The sequence below is a fragment of the Mucilaginibacter sp. KACC 22773 genome (assembly GCF_028736215.1).
Lineage (GTDB): Bacteria > Bacteroidota > Bacteroidia > Sphingobacteriales > Sphingobacteriaceae > Mucilaginibacter.
On the sequence record NZ_CP117883.1, the window covers coordinates 7490668 to 7515541 of the forward strand.

Annotated in this window: 25 protein-coding genes and 1 tRNA gene; 13 read left to right on the plus strand and 13 right to left on the minus strand. The window is 43.3% G+C overall.

What is annotated here, in order from left to right:
- Positions 1–184: 184 nt before the first annotated feature.
- The gene (locus PQ469_RS31100) at positions 185–751 is read right to left on the minus strand and encodes a hypothetical protein (protein WP_090652114.1); all 567 of its coding nucleotides are present in this window, start codon (positions 749–751) and stop codon (positions 185–187) included.
- 104 nt (positions 752–855) lie between these two features.
- Positions 856–1665 carry an N-acetylmuramic acid 6-phosphate etherase gene (gene murQ, locus PQ469_RS31105; RefSeq protein ID WP_274211118.1) on the minus strand — a complete coding sequence of 270 codons (810 nt, stop codon included), beginning with the start codon at positions 1663–1665 and terminating at the stop codon, positions 856–858.
- A gap of 101 nt (positions 1666–1766) precedes the next feature.
- Here murQ and PQ469_RS31110 point away from each other — a divergent pair, with 101 nt between their 5' ends.
- A complete protein-coding gene (locus tag PQ469_RS31110) occupies positions 1767–3350 on the plus strand; it encodes a S41 family peptidase (protein WP_274211119.1) in 1584 nt (527 codons plus the stop codon).
- 224 nt (positions 3351–3574) lie between these two features.
- Here the strand turns inward: PQ469_RS31110 and PQ469_RS31115 are convergent, their stop codons facing one another.
- The 3 genes from PQ469_RS31115 to era form a co-directional block, all read right to left on the minus strand.
- Positions 3575–4237 carry a hypothetical protein gene (locus PQ469_RS31115; RefSeq protein WP_274211120.1) on the minus strand — a complete coding sequence of 221 codons (663 nt, stop codon included), beginning with the start codon at positions 4235–4237 and terminating at the stop codon, positions 3575–3577.
- Between the two features lie 247 nt (positions 4238–4484).
- Positions 4485–5786 carry a ribosome biogenesis GTPase Der gene (der, locus tag PQ469_RS31120; protein WP_147054794.1) on the minus strand — a complete coding sequence of 434 codons (1302 nt, stop codon included), beginning with the start codon at positions 5784–5786 and terminating at the stop codon, positions 4485–4487.
- A gap of 146 nt (positions 5787–5932) precedes the next feature.
- The gene (gene era, locus PQ469_RS31125; RefSeq protein ID WP_274211121.1) at positions 5933–6811 is read right to left on the minus strand and encodes a GTPase Era; all 879 of its coding nucleotides are present in this window, start codon (positions 6809–6811) and stop codon (positions 5933–5935) included.
- A gap of 144 nt (positions 6812–6955) precedes the next feature.
- Between era and PQ469_RS31130 the strand changes: the two genes are divergently transcribed.
- Both PQ469_RS31130 and PQ469_RS31135 read left to right on the plus strand, forming a co-directional pair.
- Positions 6956–7028, plus strand: a tRNA-Met gene (locus tag PQ469_RS31130).
- A 149-nt stretch (positions 7029–7177) separates the two neighbouring features.
- Positions 7178–7894 (plus strand): pyridoxine 5'-phosphate synthase, encoded by a 717-nt coding sequence (locus PQ469_RS31135; RefSeq protein ID WP_274211122.1) that lies wholly within the window; start codon positions 7178–7180, stop codon positions 7892–7894.
- A 77-nt stretch (positions 7895–7971) separates the two neighbouring features.
- Here PQ469_RS31135 and PQ469_RS31140 read toward each other — a convergent pair whose 3' ends face one another.
- On the minus strand, positions 7972–8391 hold the full coding sequence (locus PQ469_RS31140) for a T9SS type B sorting domain-containing protein (RefSeq protein ID WP_274211123.1): 420 nt from the start codon (positions 8389–8391) through the stop codon (positions 7972–7974).
- A gap of 564 nt (positions 8392–8955) precedes the next feature.
- On the opposite strand from PQ469_RS31140, the gene PQ469_RS31145 reads away from it, so the two are divergent.
- Positions 8956–10086, plus strand: coding sequence for a lactonase family protein (locus PQ469_RS31145; RefSeq protein WP_274211124.1), 1131 nt, complete (start codon positions 8956–8958; stop codon positions 10084–10086).
- Between the two features lie 132 nt (positions 10087–10218).
- Here PQ469_RS31145 and PQ469_RS31150 read toward each other — a convergent pair whose 3' ends face one another.
- The 4 genes from PQ469_RS31150 to PQ469_RS31165 form a co-directional block, all read right to left on the minus strand.
- Complete coding sequence (locus PQ469_RS31150) at positions 10219–10698, minus strand: hypothetical protein (protein ID WP_274211125.1); 480 nt, start codon at positions 10696–10698, stop codon at positions 10219–10221.
- 45 nt (positions 10699–10743) lie between these two features.
- Complete coding sequence (locus tag PQ469_RS31155) at positions 10744–10914, minus strand: hypothetical protein (RefSeq protein ID WP_274211126.1); 171 nt, start codon at positions 10912–10914, stop codon at positions 10744–10746.
- Positions 10915–10989: 75 nt separating this feature from the next.
- Entirely contained in the window at positions 10990–11568 is a 579-nt protein-coding gene (locus PQ469_RS31160) for a non-canonical purine NTP diphosphatase (protein WP_274211127.1), read from the minus strand.
- Between the two features lie 71 nt (positions 11569–11639).
- A complete protein-coding gene (locus PQ469_RS31165) occupies positions 11640–12236 on the minus strand; it encodes a hypothetical protein (protein ID WP_274211128.1) in 597 nt (198 codons plus the stop codon).
- Positions 12237–12510: 274 nt separating this feature from the next.
- On the opposite strand from PQ469_RS31165, the gene PQ469_RS31170 reads away from it, so the two are divergent.
- The 8 genes from PQ469_RS31170 to PQ469_RS31205 all read left to right on the plus strand — a co-directional run bounded on the left by PQ469_RS31170 (position 12511) and on the right by PQ469_RS31205 (position 20198).
- Positions 12511–13947: a peptidylprolyl isomerase gene (locus tag PQ469_RS31170; protein WP_274211129.1), complete on the plus strand. Its 1437-nt coding sequence runs from the start codon at positions 12511–12513 to the stop codon at positions 13945–13947.
- A 10-nt stretch (positions 13948–13957) separates the two neighbouring features.
- Positions 13958–14920: an AAA family ATPase gene (locus PQ469_RS31175; RefSeq protein ID WP_274211130.1), complete on the plus strand. Its 963-nt coding sequence runs from the start codon at positions 13958–13960 to the stop codon at positions 14918–14920.
- 12 nt (positions 14921–14932) lie between these two features.
- A complete protein-coding gene (locus PQ469_RS31180) occupies positions 14933–16231 on the plus strand; it encodes a leucine-rich repeat-containing protein kinase family protein (protein ID WP_274211131.1) in 1299 nt (432 codons plus the stop codon).
- A gap of 337 nt (positions 16232–16568) precedes the next feature.
- Entirely contained in the window at positions 16569–17198 is a 630-nt protein-coding gene (gene msrA / locus PQ469_RS31185) for a peptide-methionine (S)-S-oxide reductase MsrA (RefSeq protein WP_274211132.1), read from the plus strand.
- The gene (msrB, locus tag PQ469_RS31190) at positions 17195–17716 is read left to right on the plus strand and encodes a peptide-methionine (R)-S-oxide reductase MsrB (RefSeq protein ID WP_274211133.1); all 522 of its coding nucleotides are present in this window, start codon (positions 17195–17197) and stop codon (positions 17714–17716) included. Before msrA ends, msrB begins: the two co-directional genes overlap by 4 nt.
- 97 nt (positions 17717–17813) lie before the next feature.
- Positions 17814–18389, plus strand: a complete 576-nt coding sequence (locus PQ469_RS31195; protein WP_274211134.1) for a thiamine diphosphokinase — start codon at positions 17814–17816, stop codon at positions 18387–18389.
- A 182-nt stretch (positions 18390–18571) separates the two neighbouring features.
- Positions 18572–19687 (plus strand): DUF6515 family protein, encoded by a 1116-nt coding sequence (locus PQ469_RS31200; protein WP_274211135.1) that lies wholly within the window; start codon positions 18572–18574, stop codon positions 19685–19687.
- A 166-nt stretch (positions 19688–19853) separates the two neighbouring features.
- On the plus strand, positions 19854–20198 hold the full coding sequence (locus PQ469_RS31205; protein ID WP_274211136.1) for a four-helix bundle copper-binding protein: 345 nt from the start codon (positions 19854–19856) through the stop codon (positions 20196–20198).
- A 106-nt stretch (positions 20199–20304) separates the two neighbouring features.
- On the opposite strand, the gene PQ469_RS31210 is transcribed toward PQ469_RS31205, so the two are convergent.
- Positions 20305–22815 carry a TonB-dependent receptor gene (locus PQ469_RS31210; RefSeq protein ID WP_274211137.1) on the minus strand — a complete coding sequence of 837 codons (2511 nt, stop codon included), beginning with the start codon at positions 22813–22815 and terminating at the stop codon, positions 20305–20307.
- Positions 22816–22895: 80 nt separating this feature from the next.
- The gene (locus PQ469_RS31215; protein ID WP_274211138.1) at positions 22896–23261 is read right to left on the minus strand and encodes a hypothetical protein; all 366 of its coding nucleotides are present in this window, start codon (positions 23259–23261) and stop codon (positions 22896–22898) included.
- Positions 23262–23471: 210 nt separating this feature from the next.
- Here PQ469_RS31215 and PQ469_RS31220 point away from each other — a divergent pair, with 210 nt between their 5' ends.
- Positions 23472–23819 carry a hypothetical protein gene (locus tag PQ469_RS31220; RefSeq protein WP_090638594.1) on the plus strand — a complete coding sequence of 116 codons (348 nt, stop codon included), beginning with the start codon at positions 23472–23474 and terminating at the stop codon, positions 23817–23819.
- Positions 23820–24069: 250 nt separating this feature from the next.
- On the opposite strand, the gene PQ469_RS31225 is transcribed toward PQ469_RS31220, so the two are convergent.
- The gene (locus PQ469_RS31225) at positions 24070–24849 is read right to left on the minus strand and encodes an alpha/beta fold hydrolase (protein WP_274211139.1); all 780 of its coding nucleotides are present in this window, start codon (positions 24847–24849) and stop codon (positions 24070–24072) included.
- Between the last annotated feature and the right edge of the window lie 25 nt (positions 24850–24874).

Consider the following 24874-nt stretch of genomic DNA (forward strand, 5'->3'; position numbering starts at 1 on the left):
TAGGGGAGACTTACAATGCTATTAAGTTAAGAGATACAGAAGTGAAAAAATAATATCGAACACTGAAGTTCGAATATCCAACACCGAAGTTTTTCATTCATTATTCGAAATTGGATATTCAGTGTTCGATATTAAATTGGCCTTAATTCCTTGACTTAATAGCATTGGGGAGATTTACAGGGGGCTAATTCAGCCTCCTCACCATCTGTTCTTCTACTTTTTTAAACACCTGGATGGGCTTAAGGCTGCGCCAGCCCAGATCATCTAACTGGCCACCAAAGTTGATGTAGTAATCAATATTATTACGCTTAAATTCGTCAATCACATGCTCGCGGAAGTTGACGCCGGCTATCCATCCGTCTTCAACATCCTGAAACCACTCTTCGTAATAACAGTCATCTGAAGAGTGGAAGTTGAGAATATTTTCGCCTATCAGTATAAAATGATTGATACCGTTATCAATCATCAACTCCAGTATCTCGCGTTTCAGCATCATGATATCGTTGTTAATGGCATCATTCCACTCGCCTATAAACTCAATAATGGTATAGCCTTTTTCATAATCGGCATACAGCACCTTCATGTATAACGTGTTGGAGCCGAACGAATCCCATTGCGGATGCAGCAGATAGTTGTATACCTGCTTATCAAACTCAAACTCACTATACTCCGTAGCATAAAAAGGCGAATATTCGTCTTCGGCTGCTATGTAATCATCCCTCCAGCGGTAATATGGTTCTATCTCGTGCATTGTTCAGATGTGCAAATTTCAAATGTGCAGATTTCAAATTTCAGATGTGCAGATGTTAAAGTTAATAACATCATTTGCACATCTGAAATCTGCATATCTGCACATCAAGCAGTTTTATAATTATCAACAGCAGCTCTTACACTGCCGTATTTTTTTAACAGGGTGGCGGCTTCGCTTTCGGTAAGGCCGGTTTCGTCCATTACCATGTGGGTGCCACGGTCAATCAGCTTATCGTTACTTAATTGCATATCAACCATTTTATTCCCTTTTACCTTACCCAGCTGAATCATTACACTGGTGCTTAGCATATTTAAAACCAGTTTTTGGGCGGTGCCTGCCTTCATTCGGGTCGATCCGGTTAAAAACTCGGGGCCGGTAACTACTTCAACGGGGTATTGTGCAACGGCCGCAACCGGACTGCCGCTATTGCAAACTATACAGCCGGTAACCATATTATGGCTGTTGGCCGCTTTAAGGGCGCCAATTACATAGGGTGTAGTGCCCGATGCGGCAATACCTACCACTACATCTTTTTCTGTCACATTATACTCCAACAGGTTGTGCCAGGCAAGTTCGGTGTTGTCTTCTGCAAATTCAACGGCCTTACGAATTGCTCCATCGCCGCCGGCTATCAACCCTACTACCATGTCAAACGGAACACCAAATGTTGGCGGGCACTCTGACGCATCAACCACACCAAGGCGGCCACTGGTACCGGCACCAATGTAAAAAAGGCGGCCGCCATACTTCATCTTTTCGGCGGTTATGGTGGCCAGCGCCTCAATCTGGGGCAATGCTTTGGCCACCGCAAGAGGTACCGTCTGGTCTTCCCGGTTTATGTTTTCAAGGATTTCCCTGACCGATTGTAGCTCCAGGTTTTTATAATGCGATTCCCTTTCGGTGGTACGTTCCATTAATTTTTAATAATTTATAACAAAATTCGTTAAAAAACATCAAATGCAAGGCTGCCGATAAAAATTATTGGCAACGCATTGATTAACTTTGTTTGCTGAATATGAAAAAGACTGCGGGTGTAATTTTCAGGACGCTGATCCTGTTGCTGGTGGGCATTACTATTGGATTATACATTAGTAGGAATAATGGCGACCGTAACCTTGGCTTTTCGTTTTCTGGGGATGATAAACTATCTAAAGTGCTAACCCTGGTTGGTGAAAATTATGTGGATAGCGTAAATGTTGACAGCATTGAAGGCGCATCAATTAACGAGTTGCTGCAAAACCTCGACCCACATTCCCTATACCTGCCGCCGCAACAGGCGCAAAACATCAACGAACGCTTAGAGGGGGGCTTCAACGGCATCGGCATTGAATACGTGTTACTACGCGATACACTGGTAATTACCCAGGTATATGCCGGAGGGCCTGCCGATAAAGCGGGCTTACCTGTGGGGAGTAAAGTTGTTAATGTTGATCATAAAAAGTTCTCGGGCACAAAACTAACGGCCGATAAAGTGAATGATATTTTCCGGGGCGAAAAAGATGCCACCATTGTGATGGATGTGATAAACCCTAATGGCAAAGGCACCAAAGCATTTGTCATGAAACGCGGCCGGGTTGATATCAGCAGCATAAACGCGGCTTACATGGCCACGGCCAATACAGGCTACATCAAAATAAGCAAGTTTGCTGCTACTACTGATGTTGATTTCAGGACGGCACTTAACCGGCTAAAGGTTGATGGCATGAATAAACTGGTACTTGATCTTCGGGGCAATGGCGGCGGGTATCTAAGCGCAGCTACATCAATGGCCGACGAATTTTTGGGCAAGGGGAAACTAATTGTATACACCAAAGGCATCCATGAGCCCCGCACTGATTATTTTGCCACGGATTCGGGCACTTTTCAACAAGGTAAAGTAACCGTATTGATAGATGAATATTCGGCATCGGCAAGTGAAATATTGGCCGGCGCATTACAGGATTTGGATAGGGCTACCATTGTTGGCCGCCGATCTTTTGGCAAGGGGTTGGTGCAACAGCAGTTTCCGTTTGGCGATGGCTCGGCTATTAATTTAACGGTGGCAAGGTATTATACCCCATCCGGCAGATCAATCCAAAAATCATATAAAGGCGGCATTAGCAGTTACCGCAATGAGCTGGCCCAGCGCATGCAAAAAGGCGAATTGTTTTCTGAACAAAGCAACCGCAGTGATTCCGTTTTTAAAGGATCATCATACCACACCACAGGTGGCCGCAAAGTTTACAGCGGCGGCGGCATTATGCCCGACGTTTTTGTACCTGCTGATACTACCCAAAACACACAAGTTGTGCAAAACCTTGGCGAACAACAGCTATTTTCGGCTTATGTGATTGATAAAATGCAACCCTTACTGGGCAAGTATGCCAATGGCGAAGACTTTATAAAACATTATAACATCAGTGATGATGATTTTCGTGGTTTTATCCTATACTCATCTCAAACCCTAAAGGAAATGGATTCGCGCGAATTGCTGCAATCAAAAGATTATATCAAAAACATCCTAAAAGCAAGCGCAGCCCGACTTAAATGGGGCGATAACGCTTTCCAGGAAGTGATGAACACCAATGATGTGGCTTATAAAAAGGCGTTGGAACAGTAGGTTTCAGATGTGCAGATTTCAGATTCCAAATGTGCAGATGAAAAAAAGAAAGGGGATGATGGTTTGATTGGCAAATCGTTTCAGATGTGCAGATTTCAGATTCCAAATGTGCAGATGAAAAAAAGAAAGGGGATGATGGTTTGATTGGCAAATCGTTATCCCCTTTTTCATTATGGCTTTCCATGTTTTACAAACCAATCATCTGCACATCTGAAATCTGCTCATCAATGCGATGCCTTATTTAATGTCATTATCCCATTGGTATAATAAATCAGGTGGCCGTTATCGTCGCGTATCATAGCCAGGGGGTATGACTGATTTGGCGGAGTGACCCGCCATGCTTTAACCAACTGCCCGTGCGAATCGGGACTAATATCAAGATAACCAAACTCGGCAACCAGGCACGATGAGGTGATTTTGTTTGTAACAGCATACCCATCATTTTTTGCCTCCTGCATAAACACATAACGCAATTGCGAGAGCCTGGTATGCGGCACCGTATCAAGCGTCACCGAATTATACAGGTATCCGCTTGTTGATTGATAAATCCCGTTGTTAAAGTGGTAAATTACCTGGGCAAACAATATAGGCTGGTTATTGGCATAAAGCTGGTTAAATACATGCTGCATAACATGCACCGGGCCATTGGTAGTAATGGTATCGTTTAATGTTGCGCCACCTACAACCTGGTTTGCTGTAGCAATGTGGTTATCCTGCAAAAGCTTTAGCGCTGCTGCAAGCTCGGCTTTGTTAGGATCGGAGTAATCGCGCTTTATGCGGCTGATACAGCCATTATCGTCCTGAACGGCAACTAAGGGCGATTTTTTACAGGATGAGCCAAGGACCAAAGCCACCAAGACAATGCAGGATAATTTTTTAGCAAACATAACAGCTTAAGGTTTAGCTATATTACGCATGCAGAACCTCAAATGATACAATATTTTAGATTTTTTGATGTGCCGAAAAGAGAATGCGCAGATGTGCAAATTTCAGATGTGCATATGAACTGCAAGGTCGCAACCTTCTCAATCATGTGCAGATGTGCAAATTTCGGATGTGCACATGAACTGAAAAGGTCGCAACCTTCTCAATCATGCAATCAAAAAATCATCTGTATATCTGCATATCTGAGTTTTATTTCTGCCTGAACCACACCTGTACCGGCGCTCCGCTGAAATCAAAGTTTTCCCTTAGTTTGTTTTCAATAAAGCGATAGTAAGGCTCTTTAACATACTGCGGCAAGTTACAGAAGAAGGCGAACATGGGCGATGAGCCTGCAATTTGGGTGATGTATTTAATTTTTACGTATTTGCCTTTGATGGATGGCGGCGGATAGTTTTCGATAATGGGCAGCATTACCTCGTTCAGTTTGGAGGTAGCTATTTTGCGGGCGCGGTTTTGGTAAACCTGGTTGGCAACATCAATTACCTTTAACACCCGTTGTTTTTCGGTAACGGATGTAAATACGATAGGTACATCCGTAAACGGTGCAATCTTCTCGCGGATCATCTCTTCAAAAACCTTAACGGTTTTGTTATTTTTTTCGATTAAATCCCACTTATTCACCACAACCATGATGCCTTTTTTATTCTTTTCGGCCAGGTGGAAGATGTTTATGTCCTGTGATTCGATGCCTTCAACTGCATCAATCATCAAAATAATTACGTCGGCTTCTTCCAAAGCCTTTATAGTACGCATTACCGAGTAAAACTCTATGTTTTCTTTAACCTTGGTTTTTTTACGCATCCCGGCAGTATCAATCAGCATAAAATCGTGCCCGTACTGGTTGTAATGGATGTGGATAGAATCGCGGGTAGTACCGGCAATCGGGGTTACTATGTTGCGGTCTTTACCTATTAACGAATTGATGATGGATGATTTACCCACGTTTGGACGGCCAACGATGGCGTATTTAGGGCGGGTATTTTCTTCAAGCACCTCGTCGTCAAAATGCTTTACAACTTCGTCAAGCAACTCGCCTGTACCAGAACCTGTCATGGATGAGATGCTGTAAATCTCGCCCAGGCCCAGGCTATAAAACTCGGTAGCATCAGATAATAGCGCGTTGTTATCCAGTTTGTTTACTACCACAAAAACCGGCTTTTTGCTTTTGCGCAGCATGGTGGCAATTTCATCGTCAAGATCGGTAATGCCTGTTGTAACATCAACCATAAACAAAATAACCGATGCTTCTTCAATTGCTATTTCTACCTGCTCACGAATGGCAGCCTCAAAAATATCAGCAGAGTTGGCTACATAGCCGCCTGTATCAATTACGGTAAACTGGTGGTCGGTCCATTCAGAAACACCGTAGTGCCTGTCGCGGGTTACACCGCTAAAATCGTCAACAATGGCTTTGCGGGTTTCGGTTAAGCGATTATATAAAGTTGATTTGCCTACGTTAGGGCGGCCAACAATGGCTACTATGTTACTCATGCTTTTAAATTAGAGTCAAGAATCAAGAACCAAGAGTCAAGATTTATGCAAATCTATCTATCTTAAAATTCCTGTTCTATATATAAATGAAATTTTATTAAAGGGTCAAGACAAAATCTTGATTCTTGACTCTTGATTCTTTCGGTCTATGATTCGTATCCGAATTTTTTAAGGTAATTTTTTTTGCTGCGCCAGTCGGGGATCACTTTTACAAACATCTCCAGGAAAATTTTCTTCTGAAAAAACTCTTCCATATCGCGGCGGGCGTAAGTGCCAACTATTTTAAGCATACTGCCCCCCTGGCCAATAATGATATTCTTTTGCGAATCGCGCTCTACAATAATTTCGGCGCTGATGCGGTGCAGTTTTTCGCCTTCAATAAATGCGGTTACTATTACTTCGGCGCTGTAAGGAATCTCTTTTTTGTACTGTTTAAGTAATTGCGCCCGGATCATCTCCGACGCAAAAAAGCGGTCGTTCCTATCCGTAAGCTGATCTTTTTCATAATAAGCCGGGTGCTCTGGCAAATTGCCTATCACAAAATCCATAATGGCTTTGATATTGTGGCCCAACAAAGCCGATATGGCGAAAATGGCTTTGGGGTTTAATTTCTCCTGCCAAAACTCCACTTTCTTTTTTACGGTTTCCTCATCGCTTTGGTCAATCTTGTTGATCAATACAGCAATTGGCGCCAACGAACCTTCCAGCTTTTTTAACACGTCGGTTTCGTCAAACTCCTCGTAAATATCGGTAACCAGCAAAATCAGGTCGGCATCAACAATTGATCCGTCTACCTGGTGCATCATACTTTCGTGCAATGCGTAATGTGGTTTGATAACCCCGGGGGTGTCCGAAAACACAATCTGGTAGTTATCATCGTTAACAATTCCCAAAATACGGTGCCTGGTGGTTTGCGCTTTTGGGGTGATAATTGACATTTTTTCGCCAACAAGGGCGTTCATAAGGGTTGATTTCCCGGCATTGGGCTTACCAATTATACTTACAAAACCTGCCTGGTGACTCATATAAAAATAATTAAAAATATATTTGGACTGCAAAGAAACGAATTATATCTTTGCAGTCCAATTAAAACGGAGTGCAAAATTGCATTTTGACAATTGGAAGCACCTTTCCGAGGTTATGACGGAATGCAACATATACCAATACAGTGCGGGATGGAGCAGTTGGTAGCTCGTCGGGCTCATAACCCGAAGGTCGTAGGTTCGAGTCCTGCTCCCGCTACATTAAGTCAAAAGCCTCAAGTCGGAAGATTTGAGGCTTTTTTGCTGGGCCGAACTCTCAATCAGTTTCATAATTAATTTGCAAATAAAATTGTTTCGGGTGTTTTAAGTAAATGGTGATATTTGCCATTGTAAAAGTAAACATAGCCCATGACCCGTTTATCTGTCAATATCAATAAAATAGCCACCCTGCGTAATTCACGCGGCGGAAACAACCCCGATTTGGTACAGGTTGCAAAAGATTGCGAACGTTTTGGGGCGCAAGGCATTACCGTACACCCCCGCCCGGACGAAAGGCACATCCGCTACCAGGACGTTTTCGACCTTAAAAAAATAGTTACCACCGAGTTTAATATTGAAGGCAACTGCCAGGAACAAAAGTTTATTGACCTTGTATTGGCCAACAAACCGGAGCAGGTTACGCTGGTACCTGATGTATTAGGGCAAATAACATCTAACCATGGCTGGGATACCATTACCAACTATCATTACTTAACAGATATGATAGCCGTTTTTAAAGAAGCCGGCATTCGCGTATCTATTTTTGTTGACCCGATTGCCAAAATGGTTGAAGGGGCCGCAAAAACCGGCACCGACCGGATTGAGCTTTACACCGAGGGTTATGCTACCCATTATCACCAGGGCAAAGAACTGGCTATAGCGCCCTATATTGAAGCCGCGAAGGTAGCACACGAAGCCGGACTGGGCATTAACGCCGGACATGATCTCGATCTGCATAATTTAAAATACTTTGCCGAAAACATACCTGCTTTGGATGAAGTAAGCATTGGCCACGCCCTTATTTGCGATGCGTTATATTATGGATTAGAAAATACCATCCAGATGTATTTAAGGCAGTTGGTTTGAGATCTGTGGCCTGAGGATTGAAATGCGCAACGTTTCTTCCTATCAGACCTCCGGCTTCAGGCACCTGACCTCAGGTTTTACCTTAAAATAGTTAAGCTTCCCGATAACAGGCTACAGTTTTTATCCAGGTTGATAGTATAATAGTAGGTGCCAACCGGCAACGCCTTGCCATTATAGGTGCCGTTAAACGGTGTTGAATATCCTTTTGATTCAAACAGCTTTTGACCGTTGCGGTTAAATACCTGTACTACAGCGGCAGGGTAGCTTTCGATATTGCTGATCTTCCAGTAATCGTTATGGCCATCGCCATTAGGAGTAAAGGAATTGGCGATGCTAAGCGGAGATAAACCTACTGAAACTTTTACTTCTGTTTTTGGGCTTTCGCAAGTGCCGTTTACAGCACTCACAAAAAAGCTGCGATTTGCGATTGCAGATACTTTAAAACGCCCGCCGGTTTGTTCGGTTAATGGCGATGCACTATTAGCCTGGTCGTACAAACGGTAAAGAGTGTTAGCCTCGGCGTTGTTTACCGTAAACCGGGCGTCGCCCGGGGGTGCAAACCTAGATATCTGTTAACGACGGCGCAGCTACATCGTGCATTGTATTTTGAATTGTGTATTTAACATCGATGCTGCCGCAGCGGCTATCGGCAACATTTAAAGTATAATTACCCGCGGTCAAATTCGAGGCGCTGTTTGTCGATCCCACCTGTGCGCCATTTGCATCAAACCATTGGTAAGTGTACGGAGGAAAGCCGCCTGTAACCGTAACGTTATTAACATAGCCCTTTTTTTAAAAACGCCCCGCTAAACATGAGGGCACTGAAAAAGTCCTTTAAAGTTAAAGAAGTAGTTTTTCAAAGAAAATGGAGACGCTGAGAATTGTCTGTACGAAAGTGCTCTCCACCACCTACCCGAGTACCTCAAAGAAAAAGGGGCTGTTTTCAATATCGAAAACAGCCCCTTTTAATAAATAGTCACTTTTTCAGTGCCCCGCTAAACATCGGGGCGTTTTTTTTGTCTATTTTGTTAACTTGCGCTCCATAATCAATTTGTACCCACATGAAAAAAGTTCTTTTGATCATAGCGATGCTATCGCCTTTGTTTAATTACGCCCAGGACAAAAAGCCAATTCCCAAATCATTTGACCTGGTTGTAGGTACGTATACAACAGGTACCAGTAAGGGTATTATGGTTTACCGCTTTTATACTCAAAGCGGCAAACTGGCTTATTTAAGCCAGATAGATGGCGTTACCAACCCATCGTACCTTACCATCAGCAAAAACAATAAATTTATTTACGCCGTAAACGAAGTTACCAAAGGCGAGGTAAGCGCATTTTCATTTGACGCCAAAACAGGTAAAATAGATTTTATTAACAAACAGTCCTCGTTAGGTGCCGACCCATGTTACATTGCTGTGGACAAAGCACAAAAAAATGTGTTTGTAGCCAATTATTCAAGCGGGCAGGTTGCTGTACTGCCTGTTAATAAGGACGGTTCACTTGGCAACGGCATTGAAACTGTACGTAACGAAGACGGCAAAGGCCCCAATAAAGAACGGCAGGAAGGCCCGCATGCCCATATGAGCATATTGTCGCCCGACGAAAAATACCTGTTTTATAATGATTTGGGTACCGATAGGATAAACATCTATCGTTACCGCCCGGGTAAGGAATCTCCATTAACCGATCCAACTTTTGTAAGCGTTACTCCCGGCGAAGGCCCCCGTCACCTGGAATATTCTTTAGATAAAAAGCATGTTTACCTGGCAACCGAAATGGGATCGAATGTATTTGTGTTTGATTATGACAACGGCAAGTTTAAACAGAAGCAGGTGATAACTTTACTACCTGATGGCTTTACGGGCAAAACAGCTGCCGCAGCTATCCACCTATCGCCTGATGGCCGCTTTCTGTATGTATCAAACCGTTTAGAGACTAACGAAATTATTTGCTATGCGGTTAACCAGGAAACCGGTGGACTTACCTTTGTATCGCGCCAATCAACATACGGTAAAAATCCGCGCGATTTTGCCATCGCCCCATCGGGTAACTATATGGTTGTAGCCAACCAGGGCAGTGATAGTATGTTTGTATTTAAAATAGACCAAAATACAGGTAAGCTAACCCAAACAGGTATTAAAATAGATATCGGCAATCCCGTTTGTTTGAAGTTTACGTCGGCAGAATAATTTTGACGTGAAAGGGTAAAGGCAAAAGCAGCCAATTAGTTAAAAAATCAAAAGGGGGTAAGCACATTGTAAATTGTGCTTGCCCCCTTTTTCGTAAAGGCAACCTTTCGCCTTTTACCTTTATCCTTTCGCCTAATTTTTAGTGAATGAATAAATGATGTACCCGTTGGTTCCGCCTACATCAACAGCCGATTTTAGAACCATCGACTTGCCATCGTTACTGGCAATATCCAATCGATAGCCTTCTGCTACGTTTTTAGGCTTATCGCCCTGGTAAATTTTCTTAAATTGGAATTGCGTACCTGTGGTGCCTCCGTTATAAACTGACCAGTATATAGTTTGCGAAGTACCGTTGCTCATGGTATAAACACCATTGCCGCTATTGGTTAATTTCCAGGTACTGCCAACAAATGCTTCGGGAGCCGCCTGGTCAAACACGTTTTGAACAGCGCCTTGTACAAGGCCCTGGTAACTTACGTTGTTTAATGTCCAGGTGCCGGTGAATTTACCCCGGGATACGTTAGTTGTAGTTGCAGTTTGAGGGGTTGAACAAGCCGCAAATAAAAAGATAAGGGATAGGATCGCTATCGGTGTTTTTAGTACATTTTTCATGACAAAAGTTATTTAATGCATATAAGCATAAACCCTGCCAAAAGCTTAACTATACTTAACCGTGTTTGATTTAAGCTGCTTATCTATTTCGAATAAACGCTGGTTAATGGATGCAACTAACATATCTGCCTCTTTAACGTTCTTAAGGCTTTTGGCAAAACGGTGGTCGGTATCTTTTGAGAATAACGAGTGGCTGATTTTATAAATAAGATTCATAGATGTATTCCTTATAACACCATTTTACGGATAACAGGCCATTAAGGTTACGAAAGTTAACTGAGAATATTTATTTTAAGCAATGCTTAAAAAACCAATGAGTTTTTCCATGGCTTTCGCCCGGTGGCTTATCTGGTTTTTTTCGTCCATAGTCATTTCGGCAAAGGTTATAGCGTAACCTTCTGGTTCAAATATTGGGTCGTACCCAAAGCCGTCTGTTCCGCTGGGTGCCGTCCGGATAGTTCCTTCAACTGTTCCCTCAAAAAAATATTCTTCACCAGCCCACATTAATGATATCACAGTACGGAACCTTGCCTTTCGGTTAGTTTCGTCCTTTAATTTATCCAGTACCTGTTTAATATTGGCGGCATGATTCCCATGTTCGCCGGCGTACCTGGCCGAATAAACGCCCGGTTCGCCATTCAGGGCATCTATTTCAAGTCCGCTGTCATCGCCAAAACAATTCAGTTTATGCTTATTATAAATGTATTGGCTTTTAATAGAAGCGTTTGCTTTAAAAGTAGTACCGGTTTCTTCAATATCATCATAGCAGCCAATATCGTTAAGCGTAAGCAGCTTAATTTTACCCTGAAGTTTTGCTTCTACTTCTTCGAGTTTGTGGCGATTGTTGGTAGCGAATACTAATTCCGTCATATTGAATCAATTTGAAAAATTGAGAATTTGAAGATGATGTTTTTACGATACCCCATTTTCAAATCGTCAAATTATAGCGTTTTCATTTGTTCCCAAAAAGCTTTCTTATGCTCTACGTTATCCATCATTTCGCCAAAGCTAAAGCTATATAAACCTGCAATATCTCCCAAGGTACTGGGAGCATTTAAGGCCAGAGGGGCTATGCCTTGTGGCATTGCATTTTTACCCAGCACCAACAGCCTGGCTGGTTTAAAAAAATTAACCAGTTCATTATATTGCACAGTGGCATGCCTGGCCAGGTTTAAAATTGCAATATCGTCTATACTTAAATCCTTCCGTTTAATAATGTTGGTAAGCGCGGCTAAGTGGGTATCATCAATAAATTCCAATTCGGGATAGTGTACCAGTACCAAAAAGCGTTTTAAGTTTTTACCTAAATAATTAAAACTTATTACAGGCGTTTTAACTTCAGGTACGGGTGGTTGAACTGATGGTTCCGGTTGTTTGGTTATTGGCAGGGGCGATGCAGCAACGATTACAGCGGGAGCAATACTTTCAATTTCGGGTTGGGCCATTGCAACGTTTTCATACATGGCCTCATCTGTTTTTAGCAAATAAAGCTCATCTTGTAAAATAAAGCGTAGGGCAACCGGGTTTTCAACTTTCACTTTAACAAATTTTAACCAAAAGTAGTTAAACCGTTTGAAGCATTATAACCATATTAGCACAATTATAGCATGGCCTTAGCCTGAAGCCCGAAGTACTAAGTTTTAAGTCAAAAAAAAGACGTGTTTCGACCTCTGATTTTAAACTAAAGACTACCGGCTGAATACGGAGTTTTTTATTCAGTTTAATTGTGCCGCTATAATTAATAAATTTTACCGAAATTTGAAGTTTTAACGGAATTGTTATTTCCGTTTTATTTAGTACATAAAGCATTACATGAGAAAGTTAGGGTTATTAGTTTTAGGGTTTATATCCATAATATCAGTTGCAAAGGCACAAGTTACATTAGATGCCACAGCAGCTAAACCAGATACCAACACGGCCAGAACACCAGGGAAAACATTAGATAAAATTGCCGCAATTGTTGGCAACAGCCCTATTTTATTGTCGGATATTGAACTATCATACGCCCGTTACCTGGTTGAGGGTATGCAGCCAAATCCGGCTGTAAAATGCCAGATACTGCAATCGTTATTAACACAAAAGCTATTGGCGCAACAAGCCGTTATTGATAGTATCGATGTAAAAGATGATGATATTGACGCCAGTGTTGACCGCCGTATGCGCGAAATGATGCAGCGTGCAGGTGGCCAGGATAAACTGGAAGCCTTTTTAGGCCGATCAATAATTCAGTACAAGGACGAGATTCGCCCCGACATGAAAGAGCAAATGATTGCTCAAAAAATGCAGCAAAAAATAACCGAAAAGCTAAATGTTACCCCACAGGATGTTAAAGATTATTTTAACAAAATGCCTAAGGATAGCTTGCCTTCATTCAACAAAGAGGTTGAGGTTGGCGAAATTGTTTTTCAGCCCAAACTAAGTAAAGAAGAAAAACAACTATATAAAGAAAAAGCCGAAGAACTACTTGCCCGCGTAAAAAAAGGCGAAGATTTTGGAACTTTAGCACGTTTGTACTCGCAAGATCCGCAATCGGCAGTTGAAGGTGGCGACCTTGGTTTTGCCGATCGTACTACATTTGTAAAAGAATTTACTGCCAATGCCTTTAAGCTTAAAGCCGGAGAGATTTCGCCCGTGTTTGAAACCGACTTTGGTTTTCACTTTTTACAGGTTATTGAGCGCCGTGGCGAGCAGGTACACGTAAGGCACATCCTGATATCGCCGGCTACTACCCAGGCCAGCTTGGATAGGGCCAAAGCAAAAGCCGATAGTATTTATACGCTGATGATGGCGCATAAAAAAGATCTTGATTTTTCTGCTGCCGCGAATTTTTATTCGGACGACAAAGAAACCAAATTTAACGGCGGTATGATGCTGAACGCCGAAAACGTACAAACCCGTACAACTTTTATTCCTACTGATAAGCTTGACCCTAAAGTTGCCCTGGTTGTTGATACCATGAAAGTTGGCAGTATATCTAAACCCGATATATTTACCGGCGCCGATGGTAAAAAAAGCTATAAAATACTATACCTTAAATCAGCAACCGATGCGCACAAAGCCAACCTTGCGCAGGATTTTCCTAAGCTGAAAGATTTTGCTTACCAGGATAAAAACACAAGGGTAGTAAACCAATGGTTTGATAAACGCCGTAAACAAACGTTCATCAAAATTGACCCTGAATATCAAACTTGCGACATATTGAAAAAGTGGTTAACACCTCCTGTAACAACAACTGCCCAAGCTAAATAATATATAACCTATGCCACACCGCTCTGATGTTGAAGCCGCAGATGCTTTAAAGCTGGCCTACCAGCAAATACGTGCCGAAATTGGCAAAGTAATAATCGGGCAGGACGAGGTGGTAAAGTTTGTGCTGATATCTATTTTTAGTAACGGCCATTGTTTACTGGTAGGCGTACCCGGTTTGGCCAAAACGCTATTGGTACAAACGGTATCGCAGGTATTAGACCTTGATTTTAAACGCATCCAGTTTACGCCCGACCTGATGCCGTCTGACATCATAGGGTCTGAAATTTTAGGCGAAGACCGTAATTTTAAATTTATACCAGGCCCAGTTTTTAGCAATATTATCCTGGCCGATGAGATAAACCGTACCCCACCCAAAACGCAAGCCGCTTTATTGGAGGCTATGCAGGAGAAAGCGGTTACAGCCGCCGGCATCACCCATAAACTGGCCCAGCCATTTTTTGTATTAGCCACCCAAAACCCCATTGAACAGGAAGGTACCTATCCCCTGCCCGAAGCGCAACTGGATAGGTTTATGTTCAACGTAACGTTAAACTATCCCTCGTTTCAGGAAGAATTGCAGGTTGTTAAAAACACCACCAGCACTTTAAAGGCTGATGTTAAAAAAATATTGAACGCCGAGCAGATCATTTATTTTCAGCAACTGGTACGCAACATTCCGGTTACCGATAATGTGATGGAATATGCTGTAAAGCTGGTATCAAAAACCCGCCCCAATACCCAGTTTGCCACGCCGCAGGTAAACCGTTTATTAACATGGGGCGCCGGCCCAAGGGCATCACAATTTTTGATACTTGGCGCCAAATGCCATGCCGTTATCAACGGAAAATATTCACCCGATATTGAGGATGTACAAGCCGTTGCCAAACCTATTTTAACCCACCGTATTGTGCGCAGCTACCACGCCGAAGCGGAGGGCCTATCTGCCGCCAATATCATTGAGGGGCTGTTTTAAGGAAACCCTGTCATGCAAACTTTATTACAATTACAAAACGGCGAACTGAAAGGTGCCACTTCGCTTACGCTTACAGAAGGACTGTCGCATTTCCCGGAAGAAATATTCGACCTGGCAGATACTTTAGAAAGGCTTGACCTATCGCATAACAACATCAGCGCACTACCTGCGCATTTTGGCAGGCTGAAAAAGTTGAAAATCTTTTTTTGTTCAGAAAATCGGTTTGCCATTTTACCCGAAGTTTTGGCCGACTGCCCCCTGCTGGATATTGCAGGCTTTAAATCAAACCAAATAGCTGCTGTTTCTGCAAAATCACTCAATGCCAACCTGCGCTGGCTTATACTTACCAACAACAGGATTGCGGATTTGCCTGCCGCTATTGGCAACTGCAAAAGGATGCAAAAGCTGATGCTTGCCGGCAATCAACTGAGCACATTGCCAAGGGAGCTTAGCAATTGCAGCAACCTGGAATTGCTCCGAATTTCTGCTAATAGGCTAAGTGAATTGCCCCAATGGCTTTTACGTATGCCCAGGCTTTCATGGCTGGCATTTTCCGGGAATCCATTTTGTACCATTCCTGTTGTACAGCCCCTTGATCTTATCCATTGGGATGACCTGGATTTGAAAGGGCACCTTGGCGAAGGCGCATCTGGCGTTATACACAAAGCCACCTGGCGCAACGCTACAGCAATACAAGAGGTAGCCATAAAAATTTTTAAAGGTGCTGTTACCAGCGATGGCTCGCCCGACGATGAAATGGATGCTTGCATAGCCGCTGATGTTCACCCCGGGCTGGTACAACTGTTGGGGCAAATAAAAGGGCATCCCGAAGGTAAAAAAGGCCTGGTAATGGGGTTAATCCCTCCATCTTTTTATAACCTCGGCCAGCCTCCGAGTTTACAAACCTGCACCCGCGATGTTTTTAGGGAAACCCTTTCACTCACAACCCGCCAAATAGTCAAAATTGCCGCTACAATTGCATCCGTTGCGCTCCAGCTACATGACAGGGGTATTATGCACAGCGATTTGTACGCCCACAACACCCTCATTGATAATGATGCAAACACGCTGTTTGGCGATTTTGGGGCTGCTTCCTTTTATGATAAAAACCATAGCTACATAGGCCCGGCACTTGAACGGCTTGAGGTAAGGGCGTTTGGATGTTTACTTGACGATTTGCTTAGCTTAAGTAACGAACCAAGCAACGAAACCCTGGCAAAGGTTGGTATTATCAGGGATGCATGTATGGTAGATGATGTTTTATTGAGGCCGGATTTTCGCTATTTAAATGGCGAGTTGCTAAAGTTATAACTTACCAATCCGGGATAATCGTGGATCTCAGATTAAAACCGTGCACTCCTTCATAAGTACACCGGGACGTACTTTTTACTAAAATAATGGTTGGAAATAAATTACCTTATTTTGTATAGTAAACGAGGGGGCATCGATTTAAAACTGAGAAATTAAAGACGCCCTTACTGCGTCATTTTAAATTTGCATCTGTATCTGGCTTTGTTAACAAATTATCACCTTTGAGTAAAAATCTGTAAGGATATCCCCGAAACCCCGACTACATGGTTACCAAACATCTGTTTTTTACGTTAATAACATCAGCAGCAAAACAAAAGCTGCACCGATCGATTAAAACATGAAAAAAATAACATTTCAAGTACTGCTATTCGTCATTACCGGGGCATCGGTGTTTGCCCGGCCTATCATGAAACCCAACAAATTAAACGCGCTCAAACTTGATACCGCCACTTTCGCCACCGGCTGTTTCTGGTGTACCGAGGCCAAGTTTCAGCAGATAGAGGGTGTTGTAAAAGTTGTATCTGGTTTTGCAGGCGGCCACGTGGCCAACCCCAGTTATAAGCTGGTTTGCACCGGCACAACCGGCCATGCAGAAACCTGCAACATTATTTATAACCCGGCTAAAGTAACTTATGATGCACTGTTAGCAGCGTTTTTTGTAGCGCATGACCCAACACAGCTTAACCGCCAGGGTAATGATGTAGGTACGCAATACCGCTCGGCCATATTTTATCACAACGCGGCCCAAAAACAAAAAGCCGAATACTACATTAATAAGCTGAATGCCGAAAAGGTTTATCCCAACAAAATAGTTACCCAGGTAAATCCTTATACCGTATTTTACAAAGCCGAAGATTATCATCAAAACTATTTTAACCAAAATGGCGAGCAGCCTTATTGCAAATATGTGATACAGCCCGAACTGGAAAAATTCAGGAGTGTATTTAAAGGGAAATTAAAAAAATGAGATTAGCACTAATAATATTTGCCATTTTAACCGGCACAGCATGTGGCGCCAATGCCCAACATCTAAAATCAAACAAAGGGCACGAGAACAACCCCTATTACTCCAATACCGATACCAAACATTTAGCTGTGAGTGATGCCGAGTGGAAAAAGATCCTGTCGCCTGCTTTATATGCCACTGCACGTGAACAGGCTACAGAAAGGCCATTTACGGGCCGATATTGGGACAAAAATGCCAGGGGTACCTACTTTTGCGCCGTTTGCGGTAACGAACTTTTTCGGTCGGATGCCAAGTTTGTCAGCAATTGTGGCTGGCCCAGCTTTTACCAGGCAGTGCGTAAAAACAGCGTGATTTATAAAGAAGATAACTCCCTGGGCATGCAGCGTACCGAGGTTATTTGCGCGCGCTGCGATTCGCACCTGGGCCATATTTTTGACGACGGTCCACCACCTACCGGCAAGCGCTTTTGTATGAACTCGATATCGCTGGATTTTCAGCCCGATGGCTTGGGCAAATAACCTGTTTACCCGGCCTGAAATGTTAAATGTGATAATTTAACATTTCAGGCCGGTTTCTTTTCATTCAATATTCATTTATTCGTCTTAACTTTATCAAATGTCGTCGCATCATATCGTTCGCGAGAAACAGGAGCCTGCTTTACTTGTATTGGGGATAGATAATTTTGAGGAGGAACTGCTGGGGCAATTACTGGAGTGGAGTCCGACGGTGATAACAACCCCAGACACCGCCGAAAAGCTGAACAGTTTTGGTATTAAAATAGATTGGATTATTACTGATGATGACGGAGCGGTTTTCACCCAGTCTGATGTGAGGTTGATCGCTGCCGGAAACAGCAATATAACACAGGCAGCGCTAAAGTTCCTTACGATTAATAACTATCCCGCTGTTAACGTGATAACCGACGACCTGGAGTTGAGCGATTTTTTGCCTTATGCCGATAAAATTAACCTGGTTATTTTTAACGCCCGGCAAAAAATTTATCCGGTAACGTCGGGTTTCAGCAAGTGGAAACCGGCAGATGAGCAAATTGAATTATTGTCGCCAACAAGGGCACTTAAATACAGCGGCTTGCTGGATAAAGGCCAAAACAGGTACCAAACAACTGTGGATGGTTTTTTTACCTTGAACTTTGATGAACCGTTTTTATTAATTGCCGAGACTTTAAATTAGTAAGCACAAAGCAATAAAAAGGCGATTTTGAGGTTGTTGTATAGATAATTTTTTTATTGGTTCGTTTTTTGCATTATTGTATAAATTATTATTAAACATCAATTAAACCGTTTAAACATTTTTTAGTCTATATCTCTATACAAGGCGGGGAAACCTGCCGAACAGTTAAAAATCTTTCAATCATGAAAAGGACATATAAAAATTTATTTTCATTCGCTTTAGCCGGCTTATTGAGTTTGTCTTTAGCGTTTACCGCAAACGCACAGCGAGGTGGTGGCGGTGGCGGCGGCCAAAGATCTGGCGGCGGTGGCGGTGGCGGCGGCTCCCGGTCATCCGGCGGCGGTGGTGGCGGCAGTGTTGGTGTGTCACGCCCGTCGGGTGGTGGCAGCATTGGTGTTGCACGCCCGTCATTCAATGGCGGCGGTAATCAGGGAGTTTCGGTAGCCCCTCCTTCACGTGGTTTTAGCGGCAACGGCAACATTAACCGTGGCAGCCAGGCAATTGCGCCCCAACGTGGCAATTATGGCTATGGTAACAGATCAAACAATGTGGCTATTGCGCCTCAGCGCAGCAGCATTAACGGTGGCGGCCAACGTGTATACAGCGGTACCCGCAGTTATAATAGTATTGACAGGCGTGCCTATAATGGTGGCCGCGGCAATTATTATAACGGCTCGGGCGGTTATGGACGAAGGGTTTATACCGGTAGCGCTTATCGCTATGGTGGCCGTGGTGGTTACTTTGGCAGCCATGTTTATTACCCATACCACAATTACTATTACTCGTACTATTACCCTCGTATAGGCTTTAGCATAGGTTTCCTGCCTTACGGATACTATCCATTCTGGTATGGCGATTACCAATACTTTTATAGCGATGGTTTATACTACCGTCAATATAATGATCAGTATACTGTGGTTGAGCCACCTGTTGGTGCCGAAGTTAAAAACTTACCATCGGATGCAAAATCTATTATGATTAACGGCGAGCAGTATTATGAATCAAATGGTGTATACTATCAGCCCTATACAAAAGATGATGGCACTCAGGTATACGTAATTGCCGGTAAAGATGGAGAGTTGAATACCGATAATGGTGGTAACGGCGATGTACAGCAAGGCCCGCAAATTGGCGATATTGTTACTCAGTTGCCAGACGACTGCCGCAAGATCAAGATCAATGGCGAAAAATTATTTGTCTCTCCTGACGGTTATTACTACCAGGAAAGCCAAAACAACAATGGCGATACCATTTACAAAATTGTTGGTACCCCATCTGACGAGCCAGATCAGCAATAATAAATAAAAATTCAAATACTATAAAAACAGGCTTCTTCGGTAAACGAAGGGGCCTGTTTTGTTTTGAGGGATTTAATTTGAGCATGGGTTTTCCGCGCAATTGAAATACTTCAAAACATTTATCGCCCTACCGGTATTGTTATTAAACACGATAACAAATACAGATATGGAAAATCACGATCATAGCGCAATCATTCAAAAGTTGTTGAATTGCGTAGCAGCATGCGAAAACTGTGCAACAGCGTGTTTAAGTGAAGACGATGTACAAATGATGACAGACTGCATCCGGCTGGACCGAGACTGCGCCGATATTTGCGCCCTGGCCGCACGCCTGTTACAGCGGGATTCGGTAATAGCTCATCAGTACCTGGTGTTATGCGAAGAAATTTGCCGCCTTTGCGCAGCCGAATGCGGTAAACATAACCACGATCATTGTCGACAATGTGCCCAGGCCTGCCTGGTTTGTGCCGAAGCTTGTCATGAACACCATCAGCCAGTTACGCAGGATTAATAGTTGCTACCACATCAATTCAATTAAAACAACAAAGGCGAACTACCAGGATTTACCTGCATAGTGCGCCTTTGTTTTGTAAATGGACTTTGGGGTTAAAACGAGTTTAAGATTTCTTCCCGGCATTAAACCCAAACGGAACTACCACTTTAAAGCTGATGTTACGCCCCATGTTAAAAATACCAGGACGAACGCCCTGTGGTACGGTTGGATTATCAAAATACTTTAGCCTGCTCATGTTTGATTGGTAATTAACGTTGGCCAGGTTGTTACCTTCAATAAATAATTTAATTATCGGTTGACCTGTCTTGTTCACAATATTGCCACCAAAACCGGCGCTTAGCAAGTTATAGCCCGGCGTATAGGTTTCTGTTCCATAAGCCGAAAAGAAACGGCTTTGGGCGCTGTAGTGGTCGAAACCAACAAATACGTATAGGTTCTTGAAATCGCCAAAACCGCCGTTGAGGGTGCCCCGCAGTTCAGAATGAGTGTGCAGTGGCGGTATAAATGGCAGGTATTTCAAACTATCTGCAACGGGGCCTCCGTTACCCTTGTTTTCGCCATAGGTCAGGCTCATAGCATTTTCAAAATGCAGCCACGAAATAGGGTGCAGATCTACATTTACCTCGCCGCCATAAATACGGGCCTTGCTTTGTACATAGGTAAAAGTTGTATAACCCTGGGTGTATACCGGGCTGCCATCCGGATTTAAGATCTGTTGCTGGTAAATGTAATTGGAGATATCGTTATTAAACAATTCAATACTGGCTGTTACATTGGGCAGCGTTAAAAACGTGCCTATATCTTCCTGTAAGCTAAACTCCGGCTTAAAGTTTTTATCGCCGATATGGTAAATCTGCGAGCCCGGATCTGGCCCGTTGGCCGATATCTCTGCAATACTTGGCGCCCTGAAACCACGCGAAATATTCGCCTTTACTAAAAATGCGTCAGATACATTGTAAGTAGCGCCAAAACTGCCCGAAAAACCCCGGAAAGTTTTATTGAAAGCATCAAACTGTGTTTTTACATTTGGTGTAGATGTTGGGTTTGCGCCGGTATATAACTGCGGAAAACCATTTGCACCCAGAGTATCCACATAAGCGGCGCTGCTGCTAAATGACCGGTTATCAAACCTTGCGCCCGCCGACAGATCAAGCTTGCCATAGCTTTTCTTTACTACAAAAAACGGCCCTATGTCAAACTGGTGATATGCCGGGATAGGGAAATCGGTAGCATCGCCAATAGTATTATTTTGATATTGCCCATTGATGCCCAACGTAGTTTCATAATCGTTCCCCAGGTTAAAGTTGTATTTAACATCATAGGTATAAGTAGTTAAATGCAGGTTAAGCCCTGCAATATCACCAGCCTGGGGGTGGGTATACTCACGCCTGTGGCTGTATTGGTAGCCCAGGTTTACAACCAGGTTACCATCTCCAAGCCTGAAGTTGCTGTTGTTGTATATTCGATAAAGCTGCACATGCTGGTGCAGGGTAGGAATCGTATAACTATTTAGCACAGATTGGGGTACTATGGGCCGGAAGGCATCATCCTCGGTTATCTGGCGGGTAAACTGGCGGGTTAATGAATCGCGGCTGCCGTCGGGGATGGATTGCTCGTCGTCAAATACCGAGGCGTTCAGGTACGACGTACCCCATGATTTATTTAAGCCCACCATTACACGGGCGTCCTTTTCTTTATAGTTGGTACCATAAACCCGGCCATCGTGCTGATTCTGGTAATTTTTGCCCTCTTTGGCCGATACAACAGTTCCCCATACAAGGCCATTTTGATTGCCCTGCAAACGGAACGATCCGTTCAACAAGCCCTGGTTGGTGCCATAAATCCCTTGCACCGAACCGGCTATAGTGCCTTCGGGAACTGGTGACGGCGAAATCAAATTCACCACCCCGCCAATGGCATCCGAACCGTAGGTTAAACTGGCCGGGCCTTTTATTACCTCCACACGGTCAACCGAGTTTTGGTCAACCTCAATACCATGCTCATCGCCCCATTGCTGGCCTTCCTGGCGTATGCCATCCATCAGCGTAATTACCCGGTTATACCCAAGGCCATGAATAAAGGGTTTAGATACGTTTGGCCCTGTTGTAACGGCACTTACACCCGGCAGCGTAGCTATCTGGTCAATAATATTGCCCGATGCCGCACGCTGCTCTAAATAGGCCTTACCAACAGCCAGCATTGGCACGGGGCTGCGCTTTATTTCGGTGGCCTTGCTTACGCCGGTTATAACAACCTCGCCGGCTTCAACAGATGATGTTTGCATTTTTACATCGTACACCTTTGTTTTTGAAAAATCAACGCGTTGGTTGATGGTTAGGTAACCAATATAACTTACCTGTACCAGGTAAATGCCTTTAGGGATATTGTTAAACGTATACTTGCCATCTGCACCGGTAACTGCGCCTTTACGTAAATCGGGGATGGTAATAGTGGCGCCAATAATGGGTTTGCCGTCCGCCTTATCGGTAATGGTGCCGGATAATGTTCCGACAACATCTTCGGGCAAGTTTTTAAGAATATGGGGGGCAATATGTGCCTGTGCACCAAAACCTAAAAATAATAATATATAGAAGCTAATCAGCTTTAATTTCATAACAAGAATGGAGTGTAAATCAATAAAATACCGCTCATAAAACGGCTTTCTTCGTAAAAAATGATAACAGGATGGAATTGTTACGAAAGCACCGGCGGGGCACGACCGGCAGCCAGTACCAGCGAAAAGTTTACAAAATCATAGTCGCAAGCCTTAAAAACATGCATCACCGCTGTTTGGTGCGTTGCATATAAAGCATTATCAACTACCGCGAAGTTGTGGTGCATAGCATCGCACATATCGCATTTTTCTTTAACTGTTTGTTGTGGATGGGTATTGGATACAGATACCGATTTTGAAATACCTTTTAACAAATGATGCTGGTGCGTATAAACCATATACTGCCCTGCAATAAAGCAAACCAGTAACAGCCACGAGTAAATAATATTTACTTTGTTTTTCTTCACGTCAACACCCTTTTTGCAGGATATAGCAAAAGTAAGCATTTAAACGGGCAATTTAATGCAACATTGTAACAATTGTGATAAGTTCGTGGTTGATGGTCCATAGATCATGGCCGCTTCGCCTGTTGCCTGTTCCTCATATCTGCGTTTGATCAAACAAAAAGCCATTTGGCGATCCGGAGTCTATTACGTTGATAACATTTTGCCATGATCAATGAACCATCAACCATGAACTAAGCTATCTTTGCTGATATGAAACCGGCAGAAATTAATATAAAGTGGGGTGCGTTGCAAAACCGTATTGCCGAAGATTTTGATAACGAGAAACCCGATATAAAAGTACTATTGTTTTTAATTGGCGTTCAGGAACTTGGCCAGGGGCCGCGCAAATTCAGCAAACGTCAGAAAGAAGAACTGATGCATATTGCCAACTGTAAGCTCATGAGCATGATGGGTTTTTACGAACTGGAAGGCCTTGACCAGGATGGCTGGCCGCACTGGAAACTTGTTAAAGTTATTCCTAATTATACCATGCTGGAGCAGGAAATGCTCATAAAATCATTAATCATTACTTATTTTGAAGAGCTGGGGGTAATATAAGTTGCTGGTTTTAAACGTTGTCCCTGTCACTTACCGTTGGCACATCTTTCCAACGCCCTTTTGCATCATTTCAGCAATCGTTCGTTTTGGTTATTTATTGTAACTAATTGATTTTTAATACACTAACGCGGCGATTGTACCTTTTGCGTTTCCTCATTTTTTAAATGCGTCGATCAATAAATGCAACGGTAAGCACGCTGCAAAATCCAATAAGCTACAAGTTTTTTCTAAAAACGGTAGATAATAATTGTCAGGAATCCGCTTTTAAAAATTGTCTTATCCCGGCTGATACTAAATCAGGCTGCTCGTTAAAGGCATCGTGCGCGGCCATCGGGATAATAAATACCGATGCGTTTTTTACAATCCCCTCCAGTTCGGCAACATCGGTTAGTTTGGTCAGGTGGTCCTTATCGCCCCGGCTTATCAATAGCGGACCGGTATATTTACTAATATGCTCGTTGGGATGGCCCGATGATGTGTTATCAATCCACATTTTTTTTACGGCACTGGCCAGCTTTTCAAAATCGGCTTCTGGGTTCAGTTTATTATAAAGCTGCACCGTGGCCGGGAATTTATCGGCCCAGCTTTTGGCGGTCAATCGTTCATATAGCGGCCTGTTGGACTCCCTGTTTTTGTTATGCCAGCTTGAGCCTATAGTAACCAGTTTTTGAATTTTAAGGTTGCTGAAAGCAGCCAGCCGGTAAGCCGCAATACCGCCATCGCTAAAGCCCAAAATGCTTAAGATTTCTATATTTAAATGCTGCAAAACCAGTTCGGCATCTTTTTGCAGGCGTTCGTACGTAAGGTCTTGTGTACCCAGGGTTGATTTACCGTGCCCGCGGCTATCTATGCCAACAAGGGTAAACGCCCGGTAAAGTTCCGGGTAAATGGCACTCATATCTTCCAGTGTGCCAAAACCGCCATGCATCACCAGTAATATAGGTTTACCGCTGGTGCCTGCCACTTCGTAGTATATCCGGGCATCGCCTATAGCCAGGTATTGGCCCGACTGATGATCAAATGCTTTCATGTACTTTTAACAACGGTTTTTAGGG

Bases quoted from the DNA above. Each gene is read 5' to 3' on its own strand.
- PQ469_RS31100 (WP_090652114.1), bottom strand. From the start codon at position 751: ATGCACGAGATAGAACCATATTACCGCTGGAGGGATGATTACATAGCA.
- murQ (WP_274211118.1), bottom strand. From the start codon at position 1,665: ATGGAACGTACCACCGAAAGGGAATCGCATTATAAAAACCTGGAGCTA.
- PQ469_RS31110 (WP_274211119.1), top strand. From the start codon at position 1,767: ATGAAAAAGACTGCGGGTGTAATTTTCAGGACGCTGATCCTGTTGCTG.
- PQ469_RS31115 (WP_274211120.1), bottom strand. From the start codon at position 4,237: ATGTTTGCTAAAAAATTATCCTGCATTGTCTTGGTGGCTTTGGTCCTT.
- der (WP_147054794.1), bottom strand. From the start codon at position 5,786: ATGAGTAACATAGTAGCCATTGTTGGCCGCCCTAACGTAGGCAAATCA.
- era (WP_274211121.1), bottom strand. From the start codon at position 6,811: ATGAGTCACCAGGCAGGTTTTGTAAGTATAATTGGTAAGCCCAATGCC.
- PQ469_RS31135 (WP_274211122.1), top strand. From the start codon at position 7,178: ATGACCCGTTTATCTGTCAATATCAATAAAATAGCCACCCTGCGTAAT.
- PQ469_RS31145 (WP_274211124.1), top strand. From the start codon at position 8,956: ATGAAAAAAGTTCTTTTGATCATAGCGATGCTATCGCCTTTGTTTAAT.
- PQ469_RS31150 (WP_274211125.1), bottom strand. From the start codon at position 10,698: ATGAAAAATGTACTAAAAACACCGATAGCGATCCTATCCCTTATCTTT.
- PQ469_RS31155 (WP_274211126.1), bottom strand. From the start codon at position 10,914: ATGAATCTTATTTATAAAATCAGCCACTCGTTATTCTCAAAAGATACC.
- PQ469_RS31160 (WP_274211127.1), bottom strand. From the start codon at position 11,568: ATGACGGAATTAGTATTCGCTACCAACAATCGCCACAAACTCGAAGAA.
- PQ469_RS31170 (WP_274211129.1), top strand. From the start codon at position 12,511: ATGAGAAAGTTAGGGTTATTAGTTTTAGGGTTTATATCCATAATATCA.
- PQ469_RS31175 (WP_274211130.1), top strand. From the start codon at position 13,958: ATGCCACACCGCTCTGATGTTGAAGCCGCAGATGCTTTAAAGCTGGCC.
- PQ469_RS31180 (WP_274211131.1), top strand. From the start codon at position 14,933: ATGCAAACTTTATTACAATTACAAAACGGCGAACTGAAAGGTGCCACT.
- msrA (WP_274211132.1), top strand. From the start codon at position 16,569: ATGAAAAAAATAACATTTCAAGTACTGCTATTCGTCATTACCGGGGCA.
- msrB (WP_274211133.1), top strand. From the start codon at position 17,195: ATGAGATTAGCACTAATAATATTTGCCATTTTAACCGGCACAGCATGT.
- PQ469_RS31195 (WP_274211134.1), top strand. From the start codon at position 17,814: ATGTCGTCGCATCATATCGTTCGCGAGAAACAGGAGCCTGCTTTACTT.
- PQ469_RS31200 (WP_274211135.1), top strand. From the start codon at position 18,572: ATGAAAAGGACATATAAAAATTTATTTTCATTCGCTTTAGCCGGCTTA.
- PQ469_RS31205 (WP_274211136.1), top strand. From the start codon at position 19,854: ATGGAAAATCACGATCATAGCGCAATCATTCAAAAGTTGTTGAATTGC.
- PQ469_RS31210 (WP_274211137.1), bottom strand. From the start codon at position 22,815: ATGAAATTAAAGCTGATTAGCTTCTATATATTATTATTTTTAGGTTTT.
- PQ469_RS31215 (WP_274211138.1), bottom strand. From the start codon at position 23,261: ATGCTTACTTTTGCTATATCCTGCAAAAAGGGTGTTGACGTGAAGAAA.
- PQ469_RS31220 (WP_090638594.1), top strand. From the start codon at position 23,472: ATGAAACCGGCAGAAATTAATATAAAGTGGGGTGCGTTGCAAAACCGT.
- PQ469_RS31225 (WP_274211139.1), bottom strand. From the start codon at position 24,849: ATGAAAGCATTTGATCATCAGTCGGGCCAATACCTGGCTATAGGCGAT.